At 70.4% G+C, this 24,612-nt stretch carries 20 protein-coding genes and 1 pseudogene; 6 read left to right on the top strand and 15 right to left on the bottom strand.

Annotated features, from left to right (window positions below):
• Positions 1-108: 108 nt before the first annotated feature.
• The 12 genes and pseudogenes from OG953_RS14455 to OG953_RS14400 form a co-directional block, all read right to left on the bottom strand.
• Complete coding sequence (locus OG953_RS14455) at positions 109-3,948, bottom strand: multifunctional oxoglutarate decarboxylase/oxoglutarate dehydrogenase thiamine pyrophosphate-binding subunit/dihydrolipoyllysine-residue succinyltransferase subunit (protein ID WP_405684597.1); 3,840 nt, start codon at positions 3,946-3,948, stop codon at positions 109-111.
• 257 nt (positions 3,949-4,205) lie between these two features.
• Complete coding sequence (locus OG953_RS14450; RefSeq protein WP_405684595.1) at positions 4,206-5,285, bottom strand: ATP-binding protein; 1,080 nt, start codon at positions 5,283-5,285, stop codon at positions 4,206-4,208.
• Positions 5,282-6,019: a response regulator transcription factor gene (locus OG953_RS14445; protein WP_024491908.1), complete on the bottom strand. Its 738-nt coding sequence runs from the start codon at positions 6,017-6,019 to the stop codon at positions 5,282-5,284. Before OG953_RS14445 ends, OG953_RS14450 begins: the two co-directional genes overlap by 4 nt.
• A gap of 226 nt (positions 6,020-6,245) precedes the next feature.
• Positions 6,246-6,938: a spermidine synthase gene (locus OG953_RS14440; protein WP_405684594.1), complete on the bottom strand. Its 693-nt coding sequence runs from the start codon at positions 6,936-6,938 to the stop codon at positions 6,246-6,248.
• A 219-nt stretch (positions 6,939-7,157) separates the two neighbouring features.
• A complete protein-coding gene (locus tag OG953_RS14435) occupies positions 7,158-7,787 on the bottom strand; it encodes a hypothetical protein (protein ID WP_405684593.1) in 630 nt (209 codons plus the stop codon).
• Positions 7,784-9,085, bottom strand: coding sequence for a hypothetical protein (locus OG953_RS14430; RefSeq protein WP_405684592.1), 1,302 nt, complete (start codon positions 9,083-9,085; stop codon positions 7,784-7,786). The genes OG953_RS14435 and OG953_RS14430 overlap by 4 nt, the downstream gene beginning before the upstream one ends.
• Positions 9,082-9,882 (bottom strand): ABC transporter ATP-binding protein, encoded by an 801-nt coding sequence (locus OG953_RS14425; RefSeq protein WP_405684591.1) that lies wholly within the window; start codon positions 9,880-9,882, stop codon positions 9,082-9,084. Before OG953_RS14425 ends, OG953_RS14430 begins: the two co-directional genes overlap by 4 nt.
• Before the next feature lie 10 nt (positions 9,883-9,892).
• On the bottom strand, positions 9,893-10,831 hold the full coding sequence (locus tag OG953_RS14420) for a zf-HC2 domain-containing protein (RefSeq protein WP_405684590.1): 939 nt from the start codon (positions 10,829-10,831) through the stop codon (positions 9,893-9,895).
• A gap of 14 nt (positions 10,832-10,845) precedes the next feature.
• Positions 10,846-11,457, bottom strand: coding sequence for an RNA polymerase sigma factor (locus tag OG953_RS14415; protein WP_405684589.1), 612 nt, complete (start codon positions 11,455-11,457; stop codon positions 10,846-10,848).
• A gap of 398 nt (positions 11,458-11,855) precedes the next feature.
• Positions 11,856-12,665, bottom strand: a complete 810-nt coding sequence (locus tag OG953_RS14410) for a nucleotidyltransferase (RefSeq protein ID WP_405684588.1) — start codon at positions 12,663-12,665, stop codon at positions 11,856-11,858.
• Positions 12,666-12,763: 98 nt separating this feature from the next.
• Positions 12,764-12,979: pseudogene (locus OG953_RS14405) on the bottom strand (GNAT family N-acetyltransferase); the annotation flags it as partial.
• A gap of 97 nt (positions 12,980-13,076) precedes the next feature.
• Positions 13,077-13,529: a hypothetical protein gene (locus tag OG953_RS14400; protein WP_405684587.1), complete on the bottom strand. Its 453-nt coding sequence runs from the start codon at positions 13,527-13,529 to the stop codon at positions 13,077-13,079.
• Positions 13,530-13,753: 224 nt separating this feature from the next.
• Between OG953_RS14400 and lon the strand changes: the two genes are divergently transcribed.
• A complete protein-coding gene (gene lon / locus OG953_RS14395) occupies positions 13,754-16,186 on the top strand; it encodes an endopeptidase La (protein ID WP_405684586.1) in 2,433 nt (810 codons plus the stop codon).
• A 122-nt stretch (positions 16,187-16,308) separates the two neighbouring features.
• On the opposite strand, the gene OG953_RS14390 is transcribed toward lon, so the two are convergent.
• On the bottom strand, positions 16,309-17,067 hold the full coding sequence (locus OG953_RS14390; protein WP_405691825.1) for a polysaccharide deacetylase family protein: 759 nt from the start codon (positions 17,065-17,067) through the stop codon (positions 16,309-16,311).
• A gap of 226 nt (positions 17,068-17,293) precedes the next feature.
• The gene (locus OG953_RS14385; protein ID WP_405684584.1) at positions 17,294-18,151 is read right to left on the bottom strand and encodes a lysozyme; all 858 of its coding nucleotides are present in this window, start codon (positions 18,149-18,151) and stop codon (positions 17,294-17,296) included.
• 228 nt (positions 18,152-18,379) lie between these two features.
• Between OG953_RS14385 and OG953_RS14380 the strand changes: the two genes are divergently transcribed.
• Complete coding sequence (locus OG953_RS14380) at positions 18,380-18,877, top strand: MarR family winged helix-turn-helix transcriptional regulator (protein ID WP_405684583.1); 498 nt, start codon at positions 18,380-18,382, stop codon at positions 18,875-18,877.
• 29 nt (positions 18,878-18,906) lie between these two features.
• Here the strand turns inward: OG953_RS14380 and OG953_RS14375 are convergent, their stop codons facing one another.
• Entirely contained in the window at positions 18,907-19,692 is a 786-nt protein-coding gene (locus OG953_RS14375; protein WP_405684582.1) for a protein phosphatase 2C domain-containing protein, read from the bottom strand.
• 364 nt (positions 19,693-20,056) lie between these two features.
• On the opposite strand from OG953_RS14375, the gene OG953_RS14370 reads away from it, so the two are divergent.
• From OG953_RS14370 to OG953_RS14355, 4 genes are read left to right on the top strand one after another with little or no spacing between them, the layout of a single operon-like run.
• A complete protein-coding gene (locus tag OG953_RS14370) occupies positions 20,057-23,080 on the top strand; it encodes a nitrate- and nitrite sensing domain-containing protein (RefSeq protein ID WP_405691823.1) in 3,024 nt (1,007 codons plus the stop codon).
• On the top strand, positions 23,077-23,556 hold the full coding sequence (locus tag OG953_RS14365; RefSeq protein WP_405684580.1) for a roadblock/LC7 domain-containing protein: 480 nt from the start codon (positions 23,077-23,079) through the stop codon (positions 23,554-23,556). The genes OG953_RS14370 and OG953_RS14365 overlap by 4 nt, the downstream gene beginning before the upstream one ends.
• The gene (locus tag OG953_RS14360; protein WP_405684579.1) at positions 23,553-23,966 is read left to right on the top strand and encodes a DUF742 domain-containing protein; all 414 of its coding nucleotides are present in this window, start codon (positions 23,553-23,555) and stop codon (positions 23,964-23,966) included. Before OG953_RS14365 ends, OG953_RS14360 begins: the two co-directional genes overlap by 4 nt.
• Entirely contained in the window at positions 23,947-24,597 is a 651-nt protein-coding gene (locus tag OG953_RS14355; protein ID WP_405684578.1) for a GTP-binding protein, read from the top strand. The genes OG953_RS14360 and OG953_RS14355 overlap by 20 nt, the downstream gene beginning before the upstream one ends.
• The last annotated feature ends 15 nt before the right edge of the window (positions 24,598-24,612 follow it).

Raw genomic sequence — 24,612 nt, 5'->3', positions numbered from 1 at the left:
GCCCCGTACGGCCGCTGATCTCACGACGGAGGGCCCGCCCCCGCGATCAACTCGCGGGACCGGGCCCTTCGGGTTCGTGCGTACAGCGACCGGTCAGGTCTCGAAGCGTCAGGCCTCGAAGACCTCGGCGACCAGCTGTGCCTGCTCGGCCTGGTGGCGCTTGGCCGAGCCGACCGCCGGGGACGAGCCGTGCGGCCGCGAGATGCGGCGCAGGCGCTCACCGTGCGGGACGTCGGCGCCGACGGCCAGGTCCAGGTGGTCGATCAGGTTCAGGGCGATGAACGGCCAGGCGCCCTGGTTGGCCGGCTCCTCCTGCGCCCAGAGGTACTTCTCGGCGTTCGGGTACTTGGCGATCTCGGCCTGCAGCTCGGCACCCGGCAGCGGGTACAGGCGCTCCAGACGGATAATCGCGGTGTCTGTGACGCCGCGCTTCTCGCGCTCCGCCTCCAGGTCGTAGTAGACCTTGCCGGCGCAGAAGACGACCTTGCGGACGTCGTTCGCGTTCACCGTGTCGTCGCCGATCACCGGGCGGAAGCCGCCGGTGGTGAACTCCTCCGCCTTCGACGCGGCCGCCTTGAGGCGGAGCATCGACTTCGGGGTGAAGACGACCAGCGGCTTGTGGTGCGGGTTGTGCACCTGCCACCGCAGGAGATGGAAGTAGTTCGACGGCAGGGTCGGCATGGCGACCGTCATGTTGTTCTGCGCGCACAGTTGGAGGAAGCGCTCCGGGCGGGCGGACGAGTGGTCCGGGCCCTGGCCCTCGTAGCCGTGCGGCAGCAGCAGCGTGACGCCGGAGGTCTGGCCCCACTTCTGCTCGGCCGAGGAGATGAACTCGTCGACGACGGTCTGCGCGCCGTTGACGAAGTCACCGAACTGGGCCTCCCAGATGACCAGCGACTCCGGACGGGCCAGCGAGTAGCCGTACTCGAAGCCCATCGCCGCGTACTCGCTGAGAAGCGAGTCGTAGACGTTGTAACGGGCCTGGTCGTCGGAGAGGTAGAGCAGCGGGGTGTAGTCCTCGCCGGTCACCTGATCGACGAGGACCGCGTGCCGCTGGCCGAAGGTGCCGCGGCGGGTGTCCTGGCCGGCGAGCCGGACCGGGGTGCCCTCCATCAGCAGCGAACCGATGGCCAGGGTCTCGCCCATGCCCCAGTCGATCGTGCCGTTCTCCACCGAGGCCGCGCGACGCTGCATCTGCGGCATCAGACGGGGGTGGACGGTGATCCGGTCGGGGATGTTGACCTGGGACTCCGCGATGACCTTCACGACCTCCTGGGAGACCGCGGTGGTCACGGCGACCGGGAACTCGGGCTGGACCTCGGGGGTGTGTGCCGGAGCCGGCAGCGAGGTGGCCTCGCGGACCTCCGCGAAGACCTTCTCCAGCTGGCCCTGGAAGTCCTGCAGCGCCTGCTCGGCCTCTTCCAGCGTGATGTCGCCGCGACCGATGAGGGACTCGGTGTAGAGCTTGCGCACCGAGCGCTTCTTGTCGATCAGGGTGTACATCTGCGGGTTGGTGAACTCCGGGTTGTCGCCCTCGTTGTGACCGCGGCGGCGGTAGCAGATGAGGTCGATCACGACGTCCTTGTTGAACGCCTGCCGGAACTCGAAGGCCAGGCGCGCGACACGGACGACGGCCTCGGGGTCGTCACCGTTGACGTGGATGATCGGCGCCTCGATCATGCGCGCCACGTCCGTGGCGTACATCGAGGAGCGCGAGGACTCCGGGGCGGCGGTGAAGCCGACCTGGTTGTTGATCACCACGTGCACGGTGCCGCCGGTGCGGTAGCCGCGCAGCTGCGACATGTTGAGCGTCTCGGCGACGACGCCCTGGCCCGCGAAGGCCGCGTCGCCGTGGAGTGCGACGGGCAGGACCGTGAAGTCCGTGCCGCCCTTGTTGATGATGTCCTGCTTGGCGCGGGCGATGCCCTCCAGGACCGGGTCGACCGCCTCCAGGTGCGAGGGGTTGGCGGCCAGCGAGACCTTGATCTGCTCGCCGTCCAGACCGGTGAAGGTGCCCTCGGCGCCGAGGTGGTACTTCACGTCGCCGGAGCCGTGCATCGACCGGGGGTCGAGGTTGCCCTCGAACTCGCGGAAGATCTGCGCGTACGACTTGCCGACGATGTTCGCCAGCACGTTCAGCCGGCCGCGGTGGGCCATGCCGATGACGACCTCGTCGAGGCGGGCCTCGGCGGCGGAGTCGATGACCGCGTCGAGCAGCGGGATGACGGACTCGCCGCCCTCCAGCGAGAACCGCTTCTGGCCGACGTACTTGGTCTGCAGGAACGTCTCGAACGCCTCGGCGGCGTTCAGCCTGCGCAGGATGCGCAGCTGCTCCTCGCGCTCGGGCTGCTGGGTGCGCGTGCGCTCCACCCGGTCCTGGATCCACTTGCGCTGCTTCGGGTCCTGGATGTGCATGAACTCGATGCCGGTGGTGCGGCAGTACGACTCGCGCAGCACACCGAGGATGTCGCGGAGCTTCATCATCGACTTGCCGGCGAAACCGCCGACCGCGAAGTCCCGTTCCAGGTCCCACAGGGTGAGGCCGTGCTCGGTGATGTCCAGGTCGGGGTGCTTGCGCTGGCGGTACTCCAGCGGGTCGGTGTCGGCCATGACATGGCCGCGGACCCGGTAGGAGTGGATCAGCTCGAAGACCCGCGCGGCCTTGGTGACGTCGTTGTCGTGCGAGGCGTCGATGTCCGTGAACCAGCGGACCGGCTCGTACGGGATGCGCAGCGCCTTGAAGATCTCGTCGTAGAACTCGTTCTCGCCGAGGAGGAGCTGGGCGACGATCCGCAGGAACTCGCCGGAGGCGGCTCCCTGGATGACCCGGTGGTCGTACGTCGAGGTCAGCGTCATGATCTTGGAGATGCCCAGCTTGTTCAGGGTGTCCTGAGAGGTGCCCTGGAACTCTGCCGGGTAGTCCATCGCGCCGACGCCCATGATGAGGCCCTGTCCGGGCATCAGACGGGGCACCGAGTGCACGGTGCCGATGCCGCCGGGGTTGGTCAGCGAGGCGGTGACTCCGGTGAAGTCGTCCATGCCGAGCTTGCCGTTGCGGGCGCGGCGGACGATGTCCTCGTAGGCCTGCCAGAACTCGAAGAAGTTGAGCGTCTCGGCCTTCTTGATGGCCGCGACGACCAGCTGGCGGTCGCCGTTCGGCTTCACCAGGTCGATGGCCAGACCGAGGTTGACGTGGTCCGGCTTGACCAGGGTCGGCTTGCCGTCCTTCAGCGCGAAGGAGTGGTTCATCGCCGGCATGGCCTTGAGGGCCTGGACCATCGCGTACCCGATGAGGTGCGTGAAGGAGATCTTCCCGCCCCGGGCGCGCTTGAGGTGGTTGTTGATGACGATGCGGTTGTCGAAGAGCAGCTTCACCGGAACGGCGCGGACGGACGTGGCCGTCGGCAGCTCCAGCGAGGCGTTCATGTTCTTCGCGACGGCGGCCGACGGACCGCGCAGCGTCACGTACTCGGGGCCGGCCGCGGCCTCGGTGGCCTCAGCCGCGGCGGGCTTGGCCGGCGCAGGAGCGGCGGCCTTCGCGGCCGGAGCCGGCGCGGCCTTCGCCGGGGCTGCCGGAGCAGCGGCGGCGGGAGCGGCCTGTGCGGGCGCCGGAGCCGCGGGCGCGGGGGCCTTCGCGGCCGGGGCCGGGGCCTGCGCCGGAGCGGCCTGGGGTGTGGTGACCGGTGCGGTGGCGGCCGGGGCCGGGGTCACCGCAGCCCCCGCGGCTGCGGCGCCGGGAACGGGCTTGTCCGCCGTGCCGGACGTACCCGGCTTGTAGTCGGCGAAGAAGTCCCACCAGGCGCGATCGACCGAATTGGGATCCTGGAGGTACTGCTGGTAGATCTCGTCGACGAGCCACTCATTGGGGCCGAAAGCTGCAGCCGGGTTCGAACCCGGGCTGGCTTGGTCGGTCGAGATGCTCGAGTTACTGGGGGACTGAGACGACACGGCGGCAACCGCCCTCTTCCGCTTCACAAGGTGATGGACAGCGGAAATCAAGGCTACGCCTCCCCAGCCGTTCCACGCAGGCCGGGCCGGTCTTCGTCGTGCAAGTCACATCGGAAGACGGGTTTCGGCGCAGGAAATGGCGGGAAACAAGCATGGTTCCGCTTCACTTCGGGTACGCGGGACCGCGGCTACGGCCCCCTGGACCGTACCCCTTGAGCAGAACACGTCGAACGTGCCCTTCCGGTTCGAACCCTATGTCAACCTCGCGGTTGCCGGATCCCCGGAAGAGTGACCTGGATGCGGCATCCGCGAGCGGATTCGGCCACGCCGATTCGTCCGCCGTGCAGATCCACCGCCCAGCGGGCGATCGCCAGGCCCAGGCCCGTACCGCCGTCGCTGCCCGGACCGTGCGGGGACGGCACCTCGCCGCGGTTGAAACGCTCGAAGACCCGGTGCCGCTCGGACTCCGGAATGCCCGGGCCCTCGTCCAGGACCTCCAGTGCCAGGGATTCCGGTCCGGCCCCGCGCCGCGCCAGCACGGTGACCCGGCCGTGCGGCGGGCTGTGCTTGACAGCGTTGTCGATCAGATTGGCCACGACCTGGTGCAGCCGTTCCGCATCCGCGTGCGCGGTCAGCTCGGGCGGCGACACATCCAGATGAAGATGTACGTCCTTGCGGGTGTGATTCCCGGAACCGGAGGACAGCCGGCGGTGCGAGGCGGCGAGGTTCGCCTCCTTCAGCACACCCGACAGATACGGCCACACCTCGAATCGGCGGGCCTTCAGCGTGACCACCCCGCTGTCCAGGCGGGACAGGTCCAGCAGCGTCTCCACCAGCCTGCCGAGCCGCTCGGTCTGTTTCAGCGCCGTGCGCATCGTCTCCGGATCGGCCGAGGACACTCCGTCCACGACGTTCTCCAGCACGGCTCTCAGCGCCGCGATGGGTGTTCGTAGCTCATGCGACACATTGGCCACCAGCTCCTTCCGGTGCCGGTCCACGGCCTCCAGATCGTCCGCCATGCGGTTGATCGTCTGGGCCAGATCGCCGAGCTCGTCACGCCGGTCGGCGCCGCTCACCCGTCTGGTGTAGTCACCGTGCGATATCGACCGGGCCACGGTCGTCATCTCGTCGAGCGGCGCAGTCAGACCGTGCGCCACGAACTGGGTGATCAGCAGGGTCGCGATCACCGAGAACACCGTGATGAAGCGCAGTTCGGTCCTGGTGCGCAGGGCCACCATCAGCAGCCCGGTGGTGATGAATACCGAGACCACCACGAGCGTGCCCAGCTTGGCCTTGACCGAGAATGGGCGCAGTCCGGAACCGCCGGGCCGGGTCATGGCGCCGGGGTCTCCAGGGCGTAGCCGACACCGTGCACGGTACGGATCCGCTCCGCACCGATCTTCCGGCGCAGCGCCTTGATGTGGCTGTCGACGGTACGGGTGCCGGAGGCGTCCGCCCAGTCCCACACCTCGGCCAGCAGCTGCTCCCGGGAGAGCACCGCACGCGGGGTGTTGGCCAGGCAGACCAGCAGATCGAACTCGGTCGGCGTGAGGTGGACGTCATCGGCGCGCACCCGGACCCGGCGCTGCGCGTGATCGATCTCCAGCTCGCCGAGGCGCAGTATGCCGCTGCGCGGCGTCACCGCGGCCAGTGCCGCACGCTCGACCCGCCGCAGCAGGACGTGCACCCGGGCCGCCAGCTCGCGCATCGAGAACGGCTTGGTCATGTAGTCGTCGGCGCCGACCCCGAGGCCGACCAGCATGTCGGTCTCGTCGTCCCTGGCGGTCAGCATCAGCACCGGCACCGGCCGCTGGGCCTGTACACGGCGGCAGACCTCCAGGCCGTCGAAGCCGGGGAGCATGATGTCGAGCACCATCAGGTCGGGCTGCCATGCCTCGGCCGCGTCCACGGCCGCGGGTCCGTCGAGTGCGGTCTGCACCAGAAAGCCCTCGGCCCGCAGCCGGGCGGAAATGGCATCGACGATTGTGGCATCGTCCTCGACCACCAGCACCCGGCGCTGCGCGCCCGGCGTGGCCGCGACACCGGTGTGGGTGGTGTGTGTCTGTTCCATCGCCCCGCCCCTGCCCGCTCTCACGGGGGGCCATTCCCCCGGACGCACGGTCTTCGCTTGTGGATTTCGTGGGTGATCCCCGTTACCGGTCAGCAGCGTAAAGGCAGCGGACTGCTCTCGGCTACGCAGGGTGTACCGGCTTGGGCGCGACGAAGTGGCGGAGTGTCGGCCTTGTGGCGCTTGGCCCCCGGGCGTCCCGGGGGCCACGGATACCCGGTGGGGGCTCTCAGCCCGTCCGAAGTGCGAGATGCACCACGTCGGGAACACCTCGGGCAACACTGACCTCTTCTGTCCTAACCCCACTGAATCCGGCATTCCGCAAAGCCTGTTCGAACTCGGCGGACGGTTGTGCGGACCACACCGCGAGAACGCCGCCCGGTGTCAGCCGCTCCCGGCAGTCCGCCAGACCGGCAGGGGAGTACAGGCTCGTGTTGTCCTCCGTGACTGTCCAGTCCGGTCCGTTGTCGATGTCGAGGCACAGGGCGTCGTAACGGTCCGTAGTCGTACTCAGGTATGCAATGAGATCCGTCGTCAGGATCGCGGTCCGCGGATCGGCGAGCGCCGCACCGGAGATCCCGGCCAGCGGCCCCTCCAGATGCCAGTCCACGATCGCCTGTTCCCGCTCGACGACGGCGATCCGCCCCCACCGCGGCTCGGCGGCGGCCCGGACGAGCGAGAACCCCACCCCGAGACCCCCGATGAGCACCGCCGGTGCCGCCCGGTCGGCGGGCAGCGCGGCCAGTGCCGCGTCGATCAGCAGCCGCTCGGAACGCCCGTCGGAGGTGTCCATCAGAAAGCATCCGTTGGCGATGATCTCGAAGTCGTCCCCCCGCTCCCGCAGAACGACTTCGCCGTAAGGGCCTTCGCGGCGGTCGAGCGTGACGGGGGCGAGGGTGTCGGGTCCGTGGACGTCGGGCATGGTGCGGGTCTCCGGTGGATGGCGGACACGGTCACCGCCATCCTGGCCGCTCGACGCGGCCGGGGCCAGCGGATTGCCGGATCCGCCCGATCCATCCGATCCATCCGGGGGGAGCGTGCACCGTTGCGCGGCCCCGGGCGTGCGACGGACGAGAGTTACGCGCTCCGGGGGCGCGGAACGTCCGGGGTTACGCGCTCTCCGGGCGCGCGCCGCCGAGAGTCACGCGCTCTCCGGGCGTGCGCCGCGCACCGCGAGGAGGACCGCCCCGATCACGTACGCCGTCAGGGCCACCGCCCACGCCGCACCCTGCGGACCCGGCTGCATCGGCCAGGCCCACACTGCCGCCGCGCCGCCCGCGGTGTCGGGCGCCGCCAGATAGACGGCGCTCCCGTAGACCGTCATCGGCAGCCAGCTCAGCCGGGCACCGATCAGGGCGGCGGAGGCCGCGGCCACCCCGGTCGCGCCGAGCGCATTGCGCACCATGGCCGGCCCGCCGAACGCCTCCGGATGCCCCGGGACCGCCAGCGCGAGAGCCCCGGTCGTCAGCACGGTCAGGATCAGCAGATGCAGTAGTCGGCGCGGCCACCAGCGGCGTACGGCGGTCCGGTCCAGCTCGTCGCTGTGGGCGTGCAGGCTGGTGCCGATCGCGGCGGAGGCGAGCAGCGGGGCCAGCACGACGACCGGGATGCGGGCGGTGTGGTCGAAGTACGGCCTGGTTTCCAGCCAGTGGGCCGCGCCGGCGGCTACGAGAACGATGCCGGTCAGGGCGACGGCGGTGAGGGGAAGGCCGCGGGAGCGGATATAGAGGACGGGGACGGGCGCTGCGGCGTGGATCGGCCGGTGGCTCACAGGACCGGGACCTCCGAGGGCGTGCAGTCCGCCGGGACGGCCAGGAAACGGCCGAGCCAGACCTTGCGCTCTGCGTCCGGCATGGCTTCGAGGCGGGCGAGCTGGCGCGAGTCCGGATACCACGGCGAGTCCTCGCCGCTCAGCCAGCTGATGACCGCGTCAGTCGTGCGTGCCATTCGCTCGTCCTGCTTCCGGCCCTTCTCGCCCGGGCCGGCCGAGCAGTTGTGGTTCACCAGACCGAGGGCGGTTTCCCGGACGTACCTGTGGGGATCGGTCAGCCGGTTCCGGGTGATGCCCCAGCCACGCCCCACGTACGCGAGAGCGGCTTCGCCGTCCTTCGGGCCGGACCCGTTGTCCACGTATCTGACCGGTGCGCCCGGGACTCCCTCCAGCCGCGAGAACATCCCCTGCAACGCCTCGGACGCCTGGGAGAGCACCGGGGCGTCGGCGGCTCTCATGCAGATCTGCGGCGTGCCGGGAGCGGCCTTCGTGCAGACCCTGCGCGCCACGGCCGGATCGTCCCGGAACAGGTCCTCGCCCGTGTGCGCGATCAGCGTTCCGGCCGCGATCGCCAGGGCGAGCGGAACAACGGCCAGGTGGCGCCGCCGCGCCGCGTACCCGAGCAGCACGGCGACGGCGATACCGCCCGTCCACGCCACCAGAACCGGGGCGAACCACCACACCGGTACGTATCCGTTCAGGCGGACTTCCTGTGCCGGGCTCAGGAATCGGGCTGCCACGTCCAGATAGCCCGGGAACCCCAGGAGGACGTACGCGCACACCGCCGACACCGGAGCGATCAGCCGCCAGCGCACCAGCCTGCCGACGACGAAGCCCACGAAGCCGATGGACAGCAGGTAGCCGAGATCCGCAGCGGCGATCGAGACGGACGGACTGCCGGCCCCGGTGTACGGTGCGGTCGCCGCGAACACCACGGCCAGCGCGAACAGATACCCGGCAGCCGCCCACAGCACGATCGGCGCCGCGGCCGTCGTCACCTGCGCGAGCCGGCCGCGCGGCACCGAGAGCAGCAGCTCGGCGGTGCGGCGACGGTGCTCCCGGCCGCCCTGCCAACAGGCCGCCGCGGCGACGAGCGGACCGCCGAGCAGCGCCGCCGCCAGGTGCACCTGGCTCTGCGTCTCCCCCCAGCTGCCCTGCCACTGGGGCGCCTTGCCCCACAGCGGAACGAGGATGGTGAGGGCGACGGCGAGCCCGGTCCAGGGGGCGATCCCGCGCCGGAGCTCGGCCCGCAGCGCGGTGTGCGCCGGACGGTGTGCCGGTGCTTCGGGGCTCGTCATCGATGCGCCACCGCCGCCCGGTGCGCCCGGAGCGCAGCGGTGTAGCCGCGCTCGATCGGGTTGCCGTCCGGCCCGTCCGCTCCGGTGTCCGCGCCGCCGAGGGCCGTCAGCTCCTGCGTCGTACCCCGGTACGCGATCCGGCCCGCCTCGATCAGCGTCACATCGGTGCAGGCAGCGGCGACGTCCTCGACCAGATGGGTCGAGACGATCACGGTGGACGTGCTGCCCAGCTCGCGTATCAGCGCCCGGAACTCGACCCGCTGCTCCGGGTCGAGACCGGCGGTCGGCTCGTCGAGCAGCAGCAGGTCCGGATCGTTGACGATCGCCTGGGCGATGCCGACGCGTCGCACCATCCCACCCGACAGGGTCTTCACCGGGGCGTCGATCCGGTTCGCCAGACCCACCCGGGCCACCGCAAGCTCCACGGCCGCGGGCACCGTCGCCGCGTCCATCTCCTTGAGCCAGGCCACATAGGCGACGAATTCGCGGACGGTGAAGCCCGGGTAGTACCCGAACTCCTGCGGCAGATAGCCGAGCCTGCGCCGGACCGCCGCCCGGCTGCGGTGGCCGGACTTCGCGCCGACCTCGCTGCCGAGCAGCTCCACCCGGCCGCCGGACGGTGCGGCGACCGTCGCGAGCACCCGGATCAGCGAGGTCTTGCCCGCCCCGTTCGGTCCGAGGAGCCCGTGCACACCGGGTGCGAAGTCGAGGTCGACGGCGTCGAGCACGTCCGTTCTGCGGTGCCGCACGGTCAGTTTCCTGACCGTGACCGTACTCATGACCGTGGTGCTGCTCATGCGTTCACGCTCACAACGTCTCCAGATGGTCGAAGGATCTACGGCGTGCGGCGAGCAGCACGGCGCACACCAGCGCCCCGGCCGCCCAGCCGCCCTGTGCGGCGGGCCCAGCGAAGTACTTCGCGGCTTCGGCCGCAGGCTCGCCGATCTCCGGGGAAGAGGCGGCGAAGGCGGGCAGGAGCACGGCGGCAGCCCAGGCCGCGGCGACGGACGAGGCGCCGGTACGGCAGCCGACGTACGAACCGAGGGCGAGCGCCGCCAGCGTCATCGCCAGCCCCGGAAGCAGCCATGCCGCCGGGCCCGGCCCCGCGGCGGACGGGGGCAGCGCGGCCCCGGCGAGGGTGAGCGCCGGGATGCTCACGCCGAGCACCGCGGTGGTTCTCGTCAGCAACAGCCGCAGCCCGCCGGACGGGGTGGCGGCGGTGATCTCGTGCATCGGGTCCGTGTGCCGTCCGTAGGAGACGACGACCCCGGCGAGCGGCAGCACCGGCGCGATGACGAGGAGCAGCGGCCGCGTGGCCGCGCCGAGCCCGGCCCCGTACGCCAGAGCGAGGGCCCCTACGGCCACCAGCACCAGCGCCAGTAGCCACGCACCGCGCAGTGCGGGCCCGGCGGCCCACAGCAGACGCCCGGTGCGGGTGGCGGACCCGGGAAGGCGGACGCGACCGTTCAGGACGGCCCCGGTTGCGGACGTGAGGAAACGGACCCGGTTGCTCCGGACGGGCCGGCTCTCCGGTGTCCTTTCCGCAGCCACCGCGGTCAGCACCCCCGCCCGCACCCCGTCCAGCAGCGCCGCCGCCTCCTGCCGTGCCCGTACCGCCGCCGAGACCCGTGCCGCGCACCCCCCGCACGTCTCCACGTGCTTCTCCAGGGACCAGGCATCCGTCTCCGCCACCGAACCGGCTGCGTACCGGTCGGCCAGTTCTCCGCCCACGTGCCAGTGGGTCATGCCGTCGCCTCCCCTCATGCCGTGTCTCCCAGCGGACCGGCTTTTGGCGCCAGCAGTTCCAGCGCGGCGCGCAGCTCGCGTCTGGCCCGCATCGCCCGGGTCTTGACCGTGCCTTCCGGTATGTCCAGGAGTCGGGCCGTCTCACGGGTCGTCAGTCCGTCGATGACCGTCGCGCGCAGGACCTCGCGCAGCTCCGGCGAGATCCGGTCGAGTGCGGCGCCCACGTCCCCGTACTCCAGACCGGCCAGCACCCGCTCCTCGGCGGACGGTGCGGCGGCTGCCCACTCCTTGCTCCCGGCCCGCTCGGCCTCGGCCTGCGCAGCGAGATCGGCGCGGGCGTGGACCCGCTGCGCGTCCACCAGCCGGCGCGAGGCGATCACCCAGAGCCAGCCGCCGATCTGCGCACCGCGGTGCGATCCGGCGGAGCGCCAGGCCGTCACGAAGGTGTCCTGAAGGACTTCCCGTACGGTCTCGGTATCCGCGCACCGTCTGCTCAGCCGGGCGAGCAGCCAGCCGGCGTGCCGGTCGTAGAGCGTCGCCAGGGCCGCCGTATCCCCCTGCGCGACGGCACGCAGCAGCGCGTCGTCGTCATTTCGGTCCTCCCCCGGGGGGCGCAACAGGCTCACACCCCTCTATCGAGTACCGGACCCGAGTCGGTTCATACGTGGCTCATGCGGTTCACGCCATGGACGGCGCGGGGGACGATCACGGATGGCGGAACGTTGCTTCGGGGGCCGGTACGGAAAGGGGCGCCTCGCGCGGTGCATCAGGGTGCGGACAGGGCGGTTCGCGAAGAAGAGCTCGCGGCGCCGCTGCTCGACGCCATACCGCGTCGGCGCCGTACGGAAGAGCCCGCCGTTCCTGCGGACCGCAAGGCCCGCCGGTGGCTGCGGCTGCTGCCGACGCCCACCGGTACCCCGTTCGCCTTCGGGTATCTGCTGGGGCCATCCGCCGGCGCTGCTGCTGGGCGTGGCCTGCCGACCGCTGCTGCGCCGGGCCGGTGCGGTCACAGGACAGGGGGTGGTCAGGGGCGTGGGGCCTTCTCGCCGTGCACCGCGAGATACTCGGCTGCCAGCCAGGACGCCAGATCGTCGATGAGCATCGCGAGGACGGCCGGGTCGGCGGAGGGGGTGCGGCCCGTGCGCGCGGCCACCCACATCTGCTCGATCCGCTCCGGGTAGTAGCGGGCGAACACCTCGGCGGACTCCATCAGATCGCTGGTCCAGCCGCCCCACTGCGGCATGACCAGGGTGAAGCCCGACCGGACGATACGGCGGGCGGCGCCGCGGCTGAGGTTTCGGCGCTCGGAGTCCGTGGCGGCTTCGGCGGCCCTCCGTCGCCAGCGCGGGAGCGAGAGGTGGAGGTCCCCGTTGGTCTCGCGGGCGAGCAGCGGGGTGGGGCGGTAGCGCGGAAGCTGTACGGCGAGGTCCTCGCCCAGCAGCGGGGTGCAGAGACAGGCGAGGAAGAAGCCGAGGTCATTGCGTTCGAGTTCGCTGGTGAGGGTGTCGGCGCCGAACAGCAGGATGCCGACGCCGTCGATCTGGCCGAACGAGGCGTCCAGCCCGGCCTCGACGGCCCGGGCCGCCGCCTCGTCGGCCTCGGTGGGCCCGGTGCGCAGGGCGAGCAGCAGGTCCAGATCGGAGACACCGGGAACGGCCGTGCCACGCGGAATGCTGCCGTAGATGTACGCGCTGTGCAGCCGCGCGCCGTCGAACGCTTCGGCGATCCGGGCGCGGGCCGCCGCCACCACGGGGGCGAACGCCGCCGGTACCCGGCTCAGCGAGCCCTCCCGCCGGATGGTGCCGTCCGGATTCATCCCTCGGTCGTCGTTCATACCGGCACTCTGCCCGGTGTTCCGTCCGGCTGCCGACCGGTTTTCCGCAGGTGGGCCGGGCTTAGGGGCATCGGCCGGTCCGAGGCCCCGTGCCGCCGTCAGTGCCCCGGCGGCGACCACACGTAGGGCGTGGTGGTGGTCACGGAGTGGAAGCCCAGCCGCCGCAGGATCGGGGCGCTGTCGTCGGAGGCGTCCACCTGCAGGAACCTGACACCGCGGGCGGCGGCGAGCGAGGCGACCAGGGCCCGGTAGATCCCCCTGCCCCGCCACGCGGAGAGTGTCGAGCCGCCCCACGGACCGGCGAACTCGGTTCCCGCCCCTGGGGTCGCCGATCTCGGGGTCCTTCCAACAGGCCATGGCTTCCCAATGGGGAAGTCAAGCTGTGTCGACGGGCAGCATTCAGTTCCCTGATCAGTCGAACCAGACCACGAGTCGCACGTGCTCTGGTCCATGCAGCTCGGCCAGCGTCCGCATCACGTCCCAGACCGGCGCCCAGTGGGTTCCTGCCCCGGCAACGGTGCTTCGGCTGAGCGTGCCGGACCGATCGGTCTCGTCCCAGTTGGCGGCTGCCAGTTCGGCCCAGCTGATCCAGGTCGTTCCGTGCGCGTCCTGTGGCCCGCCCCACGCGTTGAACGCGTCCCGCAGTCCATCCGAGGCGTCCACCGGCAGACCGCGGCCTTCGGTCAGCGGACGGAACCCGAAGGAGTTGCGGACGCCGAAGAGGCAGGCGAAGGCGTCATAGACGTTTCCGGTGTTGAGGAGGAAGAGGTCAATGGCGGCGTGCCATACCGCGTCCTCGTCGTCCTCCCCCCAGATTCGGGCCAAGGGTCTGCACTCGATCATTCCGCTCACGTCGGTGGACATGTCCGCAGTCTGCCGAGGGTGGACACGGCTCGTCGCCAGACCCCTTGTCGCAAGGTAACGCTGCACGTCGCAAGCCATGTCGCAACGTTGACGTGCACGTCGCAACCTTCGCCTTCAACGGACAGCATCCAGTCGATCGCTCACAGCGAACATGCGCCGGGAACAATGGGCGGCTCAGGAGCATTGAGTCTGCATAACTCAACTTGACTGCCGAAGGGGAGATCATGGCTACCGAGTCCCATGCGGTCACTCCGCTCGCCCTGCCCGTGCTGCCGCTCGACGACGAGGTCGTGCTGCCCGGGATGGTGGTGCCTCTGGACCTGTCCGACACCGATGTACGCGCCGCCGTGGAAGCCGCACAGGCCGCAGTCCGCGAGGGCGGCGGCAAGCCCGAGGTGCTTCTTGTGCCGCGGATCGACGGGACGTACACCGGCACCGGTGTCATCGGCACCGTCGAACAGGTCGGACGGCTTTCGGACGGGGATCCGGGCGCGCTCATCCGCGGCCGTGGCCGGGTACGGATCGGGGCCGGGACCAGCGGACCGGGTGCCGCGCTCTGGGTGGAAGGGACACGGGTCGACGCGGTCGTCCCCGATCCGCTCCCCGGAGCCGCCGCCGAGCTGGTCAAGGAGTACAAGGCGCTCGCCACCAGCTGGCTGAAGAAGCGCGGCGCCTGGCAGGTCGTGGACCGGGTCCAGCAGATCGAGGACATCTCCGCGCTCGCCGACAATTCCGGCTACTCGCCCTTCCTCACCACTGCCCAGAAGGTGCAGCTCCTGGAGACCGTGGACGCGGTCGCCCGGCTGAAGCTCGCCATCCAGTGGCTCGGTGAACACCTTGCCGAGCAGGACGTCGCCGAGTCCATCGCCAAGGACGTCCAGGAGGGTGTCGACAAGCAGCAGCGCGAATTCCTGCTGCGGCGCCAGCTCGAAGCCGTACGGAAGGAGCTCTCCGATCTCAACGGCGGTCCTGGTTCCGGCGCAGACGAGTCCGACGACTACCGGGCCCGCGTCGAGGCCGCCGATCTTCCCGAGCACGTCCGTGAGGCCGCCCTCAAGGAGGTCGACAAGCTGGAGCGCTCGTCCGACCAGAGCCCCGAGGGCTCCTGGATCAGGACCTGGCTCGACACCGTCCTCGAACTGCCGTGGACCGAGCGGACCGAGGACGCGTACGACATCCGCGGCGCCCAGGAGATCCTCGACGCCGAGCACGCGGGTCTGCAGGACGTGAAGGAGCGGATCACCGAGTACCTGGCGGTACGCAAGCGGCGTTCGGAGCGCGGCCTCGGTGTCGTCGGCGGGCGGCGCGGCGGTGCCGTGCTGGCGCTGGTGGGTCCGCCGGGCGTGGGCAAGACCTCGCTCGGTGAATCCGTCGCGCACGCCATGGGACGCAAGTTCGTCCGCGTCGCGCTCGGCGGTGTACGGGACGAGGCGGAGATCCGCGGCCACCGGCGTACCTACGTCGGTGCCCTGCCGGGACGAATCGTCCGGGCCGTCAAGGAGGCCGGTTCGATGAACCCGGTCGTCCTGCTCGACGAGATCGACAAGGTCGGCTCCGACTTCCGGGGCGACCCGGCTGCCGCCCTCCTCGAAGTCCTCGACCCGGCGCAGAACCACACCTTCCGTGACCACTACCTGGAGGTCGAACTCGACCTCAGCGATGTCGTCTTCCTGGCGACGGCCAATGTGCTCGAAGCCATCCCGGAGGCCCTGCTCGACCGTATGGAGCTGGTCAGGCTCGATGGCTACACCGAGGACGAGAAGGTCGTCATCGCCCGCGACCACCTGCTCCCGCGCCAGCTGGAGCGGGCCGGTCTGGAGAAGGACGAGGTGACGCTCGACGAGTCCGCGCTGCGTAAGCTGGCCGGCGAGTACACCCGTGAAGCGGGCGTAAGAAACCTGGAGCGGGCCGTCGCCCGGCTGCTCCGCAAGGTCGCGGCCCAGCATGAACTGGGTGACCGGGAACTCCCGTTCACGGTCACCGAAGCGGATCTGCGCGGTCTGATCGGCCGGCCGCACCACATCCCCGAGTCCGCCCAGGACCCGGCCGAGCGCCGCACCGCGGTGCCGGGTGTGGCCACCGGACTCGCGGTGACCGGTGCCGGTGGTGACGTGCTGTTCGTGGAGGCGTCGCTGGCCGATCCGGAGACCGGGGCGTCCGGACTGACCCTCACCGGTCAGCTCGGCGATGTCATGAAGGAGTCCGCGCAGATCGCGCTGAGCTTCCTGCGGTCGCACGGCGCGGAGCTGGAGCTGCCGGTCGCGGATCTGAAGGACCGCGGCGTGCACATCCACTTCCCGGCGGGCGCGGTCCCGAAGGACGGCCCGAGCGCCGGCATCACCATGACGACTGCGCTGGCCTCGCTGCTCTCCGGACGGCTGGTCCGTACGGATGTGGCGATGACCGGTGAGGTCTCGCTCACCGGACGGGTGCTGCCGATCGGCGGCCTGAAGCAGAAGCTGCTGGCCGCGCACCGGGCCGGGATCACCACCGTGGTGATCCCGAAGCGGAACGAGGCCGACCTGGACGATGTCCCGGCCGAGGTCCTGGACACCCTGGAGGTCCACCCGGTGACGGACGTTCGCCAGGTGCTGGAGATCGCCCTCGCCCCGGCCTCCGCGGCCAGGCCCGAGGAGAGGATCCCGGCCGCGGCGTAGGCGCCATGGCGTGACGGGCGTGGCGCCACGTGCGCGACCGGTACGGACGGCCCGCCTTCCCGGCAACGGGTGGGTGGGCCGTTCCGCGTGCGCCTGGGGCCCCGCCTTCCGGGACGTACGGCTCAGGGGCGGTAGATGGTCCCCGGGACCGGCTCTGCGGGCGCCATCAGCTGCGGGACGGTGACGAAGGTGTAGCCCTGCTTCTTCAGCGCGTCGATGATGCCCGGCACGGCGGGCACCGTCCCCTTGTAGATGTCGTGCAGCAGGATGATGCCGTCCCGGCTCGCCTGGTCCAGGATGCGCTTCTCGATCAGCGCCGAGTCGGTCGTGGAGTAGTCCTTGGCGGTCGCGCTCCACAGGATCTGGGAGAGCCCCAGGTCCTTGCTGATGTCCGAGACGGTGTCGTCGGTACGGCCCTGCGGCGGGCGCATCAGGCGCGGCTTCTTGCCGGTGATCTCCGCTATCGCGCCCTGCGTCTTCTCCAGCTCGGTGCGTATCTCGGCGGGCTTCCTGTCCGTCAGGATCTCGTGGGACCAGGTGTGGTTGGCCACCTCGTGCCCCTCGGCGGCGAGCCGGCGCACGGTGTCGGGGTGTTTCTTGACGTGGTTCTTGCCCAGCAGGAAGAAGGTCGCGTGCACCTTCTTCTCCTTGAGGATGTCCAGCAGATGCGGGGTGTCCTCGCCCGGTCCCGCGTCGAAGGTCAGGGCTATGCACTTCGCCTTGCGGCAGTCCACCGGGCCGAAGGAGCCCTTGGCGTCGGAGCCCGCGTCGCCGCGCGCGGAGGCCGGCGCGGTGGTCTGCATGGAGCAGCCGCTCAGTGTCAGGGTGAGCGCCGTCACAAGAGCGGCAGCCAACCCCGTACCGATCGACTTCATCTTCATGGACAAGGCGGGTCACTCCTCCGTAGCTGAACAAGGCGCACGGCGTGCGGCAGAGAAGGACTATACACACGGCGTATACACTGGGTGTATAGAGGGCCTTCGTTGTCGGCTCGCAGGGCGAAATGCCTGTTCGGGTGGCGCGAACAGGGAAGAGCCCCGGCGACTGGGTGGGTCGCCGGGGCTCTGCTGTGCGAAGCGTCGGACCGGGCGGGCGCGGCAGGCCGGCTCAGCCGTTGGCGAGAGCCTGTACGCGGTCGAGGGCGCCGTTGAAGTGGTTGTGGTCGCCGACGTAGGGGCCGGACGAGGTGTACTGCCAGATCGTGTAGTAGCTCCAGCCGGCCGGGAGTTCGCCGACCGTGGTGTTGTAGCGAGCCACCCACAGCGGGTTGGTGGTGCCGAAGCTCGCATTGTTCCCGGTGCAGGTCTGCCACCAGCTGGTCGCGGTGTAGATGACCGCGTCGCGTCCGGTGCGCGCCTTGTAGGTGTTCACGAAGTCACGGATCCAGGACACCATGCCTGCCTGGGTCTTGCCGTAGCACTGCGCGCCGTACGGGTTCCACTCGATGTCGAGCACGCCGGGCAGGGTCTTGCCGTCCTTCGACCAGCCGCCCCCGTGGTCCACGAAGTAGTTGGCCTGGACGGCGCCGCTCGTGGTGTCCGGGGTGGCGAAGTGGTACGCGCCCCGGATCATGCCGATGTTGTACGAGCCGTTGTACTGCTGGGCGAAGTACGGGTTCGTGTAGTACGTGCCCTCCGTGGCCTTGGTGTAGGCCCACTTCACGCCGCTGTTCCAGAGAGTCGCCCAGTTGACGTTGCCCTGGTAGCTGGCGACGTCCACGCCTTCGGTCTGGACGGCGCGGGTGTCGCGCGGCAGTCCGCCCTGGCCGTCGTGGGTGATGACGCCCATGCCCATCGTGGCCGTGCCGCGCGCGGGCTTCTTGGCCGCGGCGGCGGTGTCGTGGGTGCCCGCGGCGCTTGCCGCGCCGGGCAGGGCGAGAAGGAGGGAGAGGGCTGCGAGCAGGGTTCCGGCCGCGGCGAAGCGCGAGCGACGGGATGTTCCGGATCTGGATCTGAGCACCGGCATGTGAGTGCCTCCGAGGCCTTGGTGGGGGGGACGTGCTGATCCCAGGGGGACGCCGGGCGAACCCCTGTCGACATGTCATGGTGTGAACATGCCATGCATGAAGCTACGCACGTAGACCTGCGCTGCGGAAGGGGGCCTGGGGGCTGCCGTTGGTCTACGCCTGCGAAATACTGGCCAGGCTGCGGCTATGACCAGCGGCGAAAGAAACTTTCAGCGGCAGGAAAGCTCATGAGGGGTGTTGACGTGCACGGGAGCGAAAGCGGTAGTGAACCCGGCGCGAGCGGAGAAAGTGGTGTGGACCACGCATTCCTTGCCCTGGAGCGGGAGTTGGCCGTCTTTCTGCGCCGGGCGCGGGCCAGCTCCGGGGAAATGGCGCGCGAGGTCCACCCCGAACTGGAGGCCGCCGCCTATGGGCTTCTCGTACGGCTGGAGTCGGCCGGGCGGCAGCGGGCCACCGATCTCGCGGCCTACTTCGGGGTCGGCAAGGCGACCATGAGCCGTCAACTGCGTGCCTTGGAGGCCCTCGGGCTGGTGGCGCGCGAGCCCGATCCGGCCGACGGCCGGGCCTCCCTCGTCCACCTCACCGCCGGGGGTCTGGCCCGCTACCGCAGCGTCCGTGACGCCCGACGCGACCGCTATGTGCGCAAGCTCGCCGACTGGGACCGGGCCGAGGTGGCCGAACTGGCCCGGCTGTTGCATCACTTGAACGCCCGGGCCGAGGACTGACGCCCCGGCCCGCCCTCCCCGGTGCGCCGTCACAGCACCGCGTAGACCGCCGTCGCGTCGTCGTGGGTCTTGCTGCGGCGCAGATACGTGCGCTCCGTGTCCGCGTCCTCCAGTGCCCTGACGCGGTCGATCAGCCCCTGTGCGCCTTCCCTGTGGAGCATCCCGAGGCAGTCCGCCCAGTCGCCCGCGCGGAACATCTCGGTCCAGCGGGCCGCCCCGTCGGTCATCGCGGCCAGCGCCCGCACCTGGCCGAGCGGGGTGCGCCCGGTGACCGCGCGGGCCACCACGGAGGGGTCGGCGGCGGCGGTGAAGAAGCCGCCCTCCTTGTTGCGTACCTGCGCGTCGGCGATCGCTTCGTCGGCCAGAGAGCCCGGCGGCAGGCGGTCCAGCCGGTCGTCGAGAAGGGGTTGCACGGTTCCGTCGGGCGCCTCGAACAGTAGTACGGAATCGGACAGCACCAGGTGCTCGATCTCGTGTTCGTCCCAGCGTGCCATGACGACCGTCGCCTGCGGCGTCCTCGCGTGAGAAAGGTCACACGAGGAGCGGTGTGTATCGGCGGTGTGCCGGATGGACTCGGCCAGGATCTCCTGGAGGGTCAGATCCCGTCGCGAACCGGACAGTTCGACCAGTGAGCCGCCCAGCCGTGCGGCGAACCAGGGGACCGAGTGCACACAACCGTCGTCACCCTGCGGCGGAGTCACTCCGTCGAGCAGGATCAGCGTCCCACCCTGGCCGTAAGCGGGCAGCGCGGTGGCGGCCCAGTCCTCGTTCGGTCGTTCAGCGCTGCCGGCGACGGTGGCGAGTTCGATTCGCATACAGCCAGTCTGCACGACGCCTTCACGAGCCCTGCACCGCCCAAGGTTGGCCTCTATCGGCAGGTCAGGGGGATGCCTGGAGTGGAAGGAAAGGCTCCGGGCGGCGTGCGGGCGGGCATCCTGCCAAAGCCTGGGCGGAAGTTCCAACCGACGGCCCAGGTGTGCCGGATGCGCCCCCGGGGGAGACTTGTTCGTCAACTCTGGAGTGATGTTCACTCGTTCAGGTGGCGGAGTGGTTGATGCGCGCCCCCCTCTCAAAAGCACTGGAATGGTCGGAAGCCGTACCAGGGTCGGGGCGCTCGTTCATATGTGACCGTGCGTCACCTCTGCTTCAAGGGCGGACGAGTCAAGAATGCGAGCACCGGTGCAGAAGAAGCGGCCTCGGAGCAAGGGCAGCAAGCACAGTGGTTCCGGGGTGACGCCTCCGGCACCCGTCGAGAGCGAGAGCACCCGGCGCACCGTGCGCGTACGCAGCCGGCTGGTTGCCGGTGTCGCGGTCGTCGGTATCACCGTCATCGCCGCGGGCGCACCCGCGGCCCTCAGTGCTTCCTCCGACCTGAACGAGTCGCAGCGGCTGGTCACCCTCGCCGAGCTGAACCAGCAGGCCATCGCACTCGCACACGCCCTCGCGGACGAGCGTGACGAGGTGACCGCCTACATCGCGGCCGGCCGTGACGAGAAGTCCGGCCCCACGGCGGAGGGCAAGGGCGAACCCGGCAGCCCGAGCGGCCGCGTCGACCAGCAGGTGGACGAGATCAGGGGCGCGGCCCCGGCCGCACTCCGTCGCGACCTCTCCACCATCCCCTCCCTGCGCCGCGACGCGCTCAGCGGCAAGGGCACGGCGCTGGAGGCCCATCAGGCGTACTCCGAGGTCATCGCCAAGCTCCACGACCTCGCCGACGAGCTCGCCGAGAAGACCCCGCCGCGCGCCGCCGAGGCCACCCGCGCCCCGCTCGCCCTGGGCCGGGCCACCGAGCAGGCCTCCGCCACCCGCGGGTTGCTGATCGCCGCGCTCTCCGTACCCCGCGAGGGCACGACCCCGCAGATCGACCCGATCACCGGGCTGCCCGTCCAGACCCAGGACGCGGGCAGCAGCAAGGACGACCGCACCCGTGACGAGCTGAGTGCCGCCGCCCAGCAGGCCCGGGTCCGCGAACTCTCCTCGCTCGCCGACTTCGACCAGGCCGCGGGCTCCACCGCCCGCGACAAGCTCTCGTCCACCGTCACCGGGCCCGAGGTCAACAACGCGGAGAAGTACCTCAACTCCCTCACCGACCGTCCCGAACTGTCGGACTCCGACCAGAAGACCAACAGCAAGAAGGTCGAGGCGGCACTCTCCGCCCGGATCGACCGGATGCGGGGTGTCGAGTCCGCCCTCGGCACCGCACAGGTCCAGCGCCTGGAGCAGTTGCGCGACGACGACGTCACCGCGCTGGAACTGCGGATCGCACTGCTCGGCGGCTGTCTGCTGATCGCCGTCGGCGTCTCCACCGCAGTGGCCCGCACCCTCACCCAGCCGCTCGCCGTCCTGCGTGTCGGTGCCGCCCGCCTCGCCGCGGAGCCCGCCACCGCCGAACCGGTCCGTTACACCGGCCGCAACGACGAGTTCGCCCAGGTCGTACGGTCCATCAACGCCCTGCACGGCAAGCTGCACGGGCTGCTCCACGAGTTCAACGGCCGCTTCGAGAGCCTGGAGACCGAGCGCGCCGAGCTGATCGCCGGACGCGAGGCCCTCACCCTCCAGCGCGCCGAACTCCAGGTCATGGCCACCGACCTCACCGCCCAGCTGGAGCGGCTGAAGAACACGGTCCACCACACCTTCGTCAACCTCTCGCTGCGCACCCTCGGCCTCGTCGAGCGCCAGCTCGGTGTCATCGAGAACCTGGAGGAGCGCGAGCAGGACTCGGAGCAGCTGGCCACCCTCTTCAAGCTCGACCACATGGCCACGGTCATGCGCCGCCACAGCGAGAACATGCTGGTCCTCGCCGGCGCCGAGCACGGCCACGGGCACGCCGGCCCGATCCCGCTGGTCGATGTGTTGCGCGCGGCCGTCTCCGAGATCGAGCGGTACGAGCGGGTCACCATCCAGTCCCTGCCGCCGCACGCCCAGATCGCCGGTTTCGCCGCGGACGACCTCAGCCACCTCGTCGCCGAACTCCTGGAGAACGCGACCTCCTTCTCGCCGCCGGATTCCCATGTCCAGCTCTCCGGCTGGCTGCTGGAGACCGGCGAGGTGATGCTCTCCGTCCAGGACGAGGGCATCGGGATGTCCGCCGTACGGATGGGCGAGCTCAACACCCGGCTCGGCGACCCCACGTTGTTCGAGGCGGGCGAAGAGGGTGCGGACAGGGCCGGGCTCGGACTCCAGGTCACCTCCCTGCTGGCCGCGCGCCACGGTGTACGGGTCCAGCTGCGCGACAACATGGGCACCGGCGGGGTCACGGCGGTCGTCGTCCTGCCCAAGGCCATGCTGCCGAAGACGCCACCGGCTGCCACACCACCGCCGGTGAAGGTCCCCGGGGACGCCCCCGCGCTGAACCTGCCGGGGTCGGTCGCCGAGGCCAACTCCAACTCACTGTCGGGGCGTACGCTCGCCCTGCCCGGCGACCCGCTGATCGCCGCGGCCGAGCAGACGATCCGCGAGTCCGGGGCCACCTCCGAGCCCGAGCCCGAGCCCGGGCACGCGGCGGGCAACGCACCCGCTCCGGCCGCCGCCGAGGCCGAGGCCGAGGCCGAGACCACGATGCAGGTACGGCTCCCGGTGGACGTCCCCGAGTTCACGGCGCCCGACCCGTACGCCATCGGCCCCGACCGCCACGAGCGCACCACCGACGAGTCCCCGGAGCCGTACACCGCGCCGGCCCCAGCCCCCTCGCCGTACACCGACCCGGCCCCCGCGTCCGCCCCGGAGCCGTACACCGCACCCGCTCCGTACACCGCACCCGCTCCGTACACCGCACCCGCTCCGGCCACCGCACCCGCTCCGGCCACCGCACCCGCTCCGGCCCCCGCGCCCGTCGCCGACGCCCTGCCCGGCCCCCGGCAGCCGGAGCAGCACTCGCAGCTGCAGCAGGAGCGCATCACGGACAAGGGGCTGCCCAAGCGCACCCCCAAGGTCGTCAAGCCCACCACGGCACCCAGCACCGAGCGCAAGGGCAGCCTGGACAAGGAGGCGCTGCGCCGTCGGCTCGGCGGCTTCCACCAGGGCGCTAAGGAAGGCCGCCGGGACGTCGAGGCGGAGATCGCTGAGATCACGGCGACCCAACCGTTCCCCGGAACCCCCGCACATGCCGGGCGCACCGCACTTACCGAGCACGGTGAGCGGGCCGCCCCCGGCGACGGCCGAAACGATGAGACGGGGGACACAGTCGAGGAGGCACGCAGTTGACTGCGCCCAGCACATTCGGGCTGAGTACCGAGGCCCGGAACCTTCACTGGTTGCTGAGCAATCTGGTGGAGGAGGTGCCAGGGGTCCACTCGGTCACCGTCGTCTCGTCCGACGGACTGATGCTGCTCTCCTCCGACCCCGGCCATCTGACCACTCAGAACACCGGTCGGCAGGACGGCCCCAAAGGCTCCAGCGCCGACCTGGCCACCATCGTCTCCGGCATCGGCAGCCTTACCATCGGCGCCGCCAAGCTGATGGCCGGCGGCGGTGTCAAGCAGACCATGGTCGCCATGGACGAGGGCAGCGTCTTCGTCATGTCGATCAGCGACGGCTCGCTGCTCGGTGTGCACGCCACCCCGGACTGCGACATGAGCGTCATCGCCTACCACATGGCGCTCTTCGTCGGCCGAGCCGGACACGTACTCACCCCCGAACTCCGTAGTGAACTGCGCAAATCGATGGAGAGCGCCCAGTGACGCCCGCTGCTGAACCCGCCCGCAGGCTTCCCGTCCGCGGGTCCGACCGAAGGCCCGCACGGGTCCGCCCGTACTCGCTCACCGGCGGTCGCACCCGCTTCGGTCACGTCCTGCTCGTCGAGACGTTCGTCGCCGCGCTCGAAGCGCCCGAGGAGCGCCGCGAGCTGACCAACGGCAACCTGGCCACCCGCGTCATGCCGGAGCTCCAGGCCATCGTGGAAATCTGCCGCCGGATGCGTACGGTCGCTGAGATCTCCGCCCTGTTGAAGATGCCGCTCGGCGTGGTCCGGGTACTGCTCAGCGACTTGGCCGACCAGGGAAAGATCCGCGTGTACGGGACCGGTCATGGCGCCGGCCAGCCCGACCGCGCACTGCTCGAAAGGGTGCTCAATGGACTCCGCCGTCTCTGAGTCGCCGCTCTTCGCCCCGCGCCAGCCGGGGGCCAAAAACCAGGCCGAAGAATCGCTGCAGGCCTGGCAGTTGGACCACACCAGGGCCCCCATCGCCACGAAGATCGTGGTCGCGGGCGGGTTCGGCGTGGGCAAGACGACCTTCGTGGGGTCGGTCTCCGAGATCACCCCGCTGAAGACCGAAGCGATGATGACCCAGGCCAGCGAGGAGACCGACGATCTCTCCGCGACACCCGACAAGGTCACCACGACCGTCGCGATGGACTTCGGCCGGCTCACGCTCGACGACGACCTCGTGCTGTACGTGTTCGGCACACCGGGCCAGCAGCGCTTCTGGTTCATGTGGGACGACCTGGTGCGCGGCGCGATCGGTGCGGTCGTGCTCGCCGACACCCAGCGGCTCGCCGACTGCTTCCCCGCACTCGACTACTTCGAGAGCTGCGGCCTGCCGTACATCGTCGCCGTCAACCACTTCGAAGGAACGCCGGGGTTCGAGGCGGAGGACGTCAGGGAGGCCCTGACTGTGCCGCCGCACGTGCCTGTTGTGATCATGGACGCGCGTAACAGGATCACCGTCGTCGAGTCGCTGCTGGCCCTCGTCGGCCACGCCCTCGACGCCACCCCGGCATAGGAGGGTGCTGAAGAT

This window comes from Streptomyces sp. NBC_00057 (genome assembly GCF_045041165.1).
Classification (GTDB): Bacteria; Actinomycetota; Actinomycetes; order Streptomycetales; family Streptomycetaceae; genus Streptomyces.
Note: the sequence above shows the minus strand (reverse complement) of the source record. Positions and strands in the feature narration are given on the sequence as shown.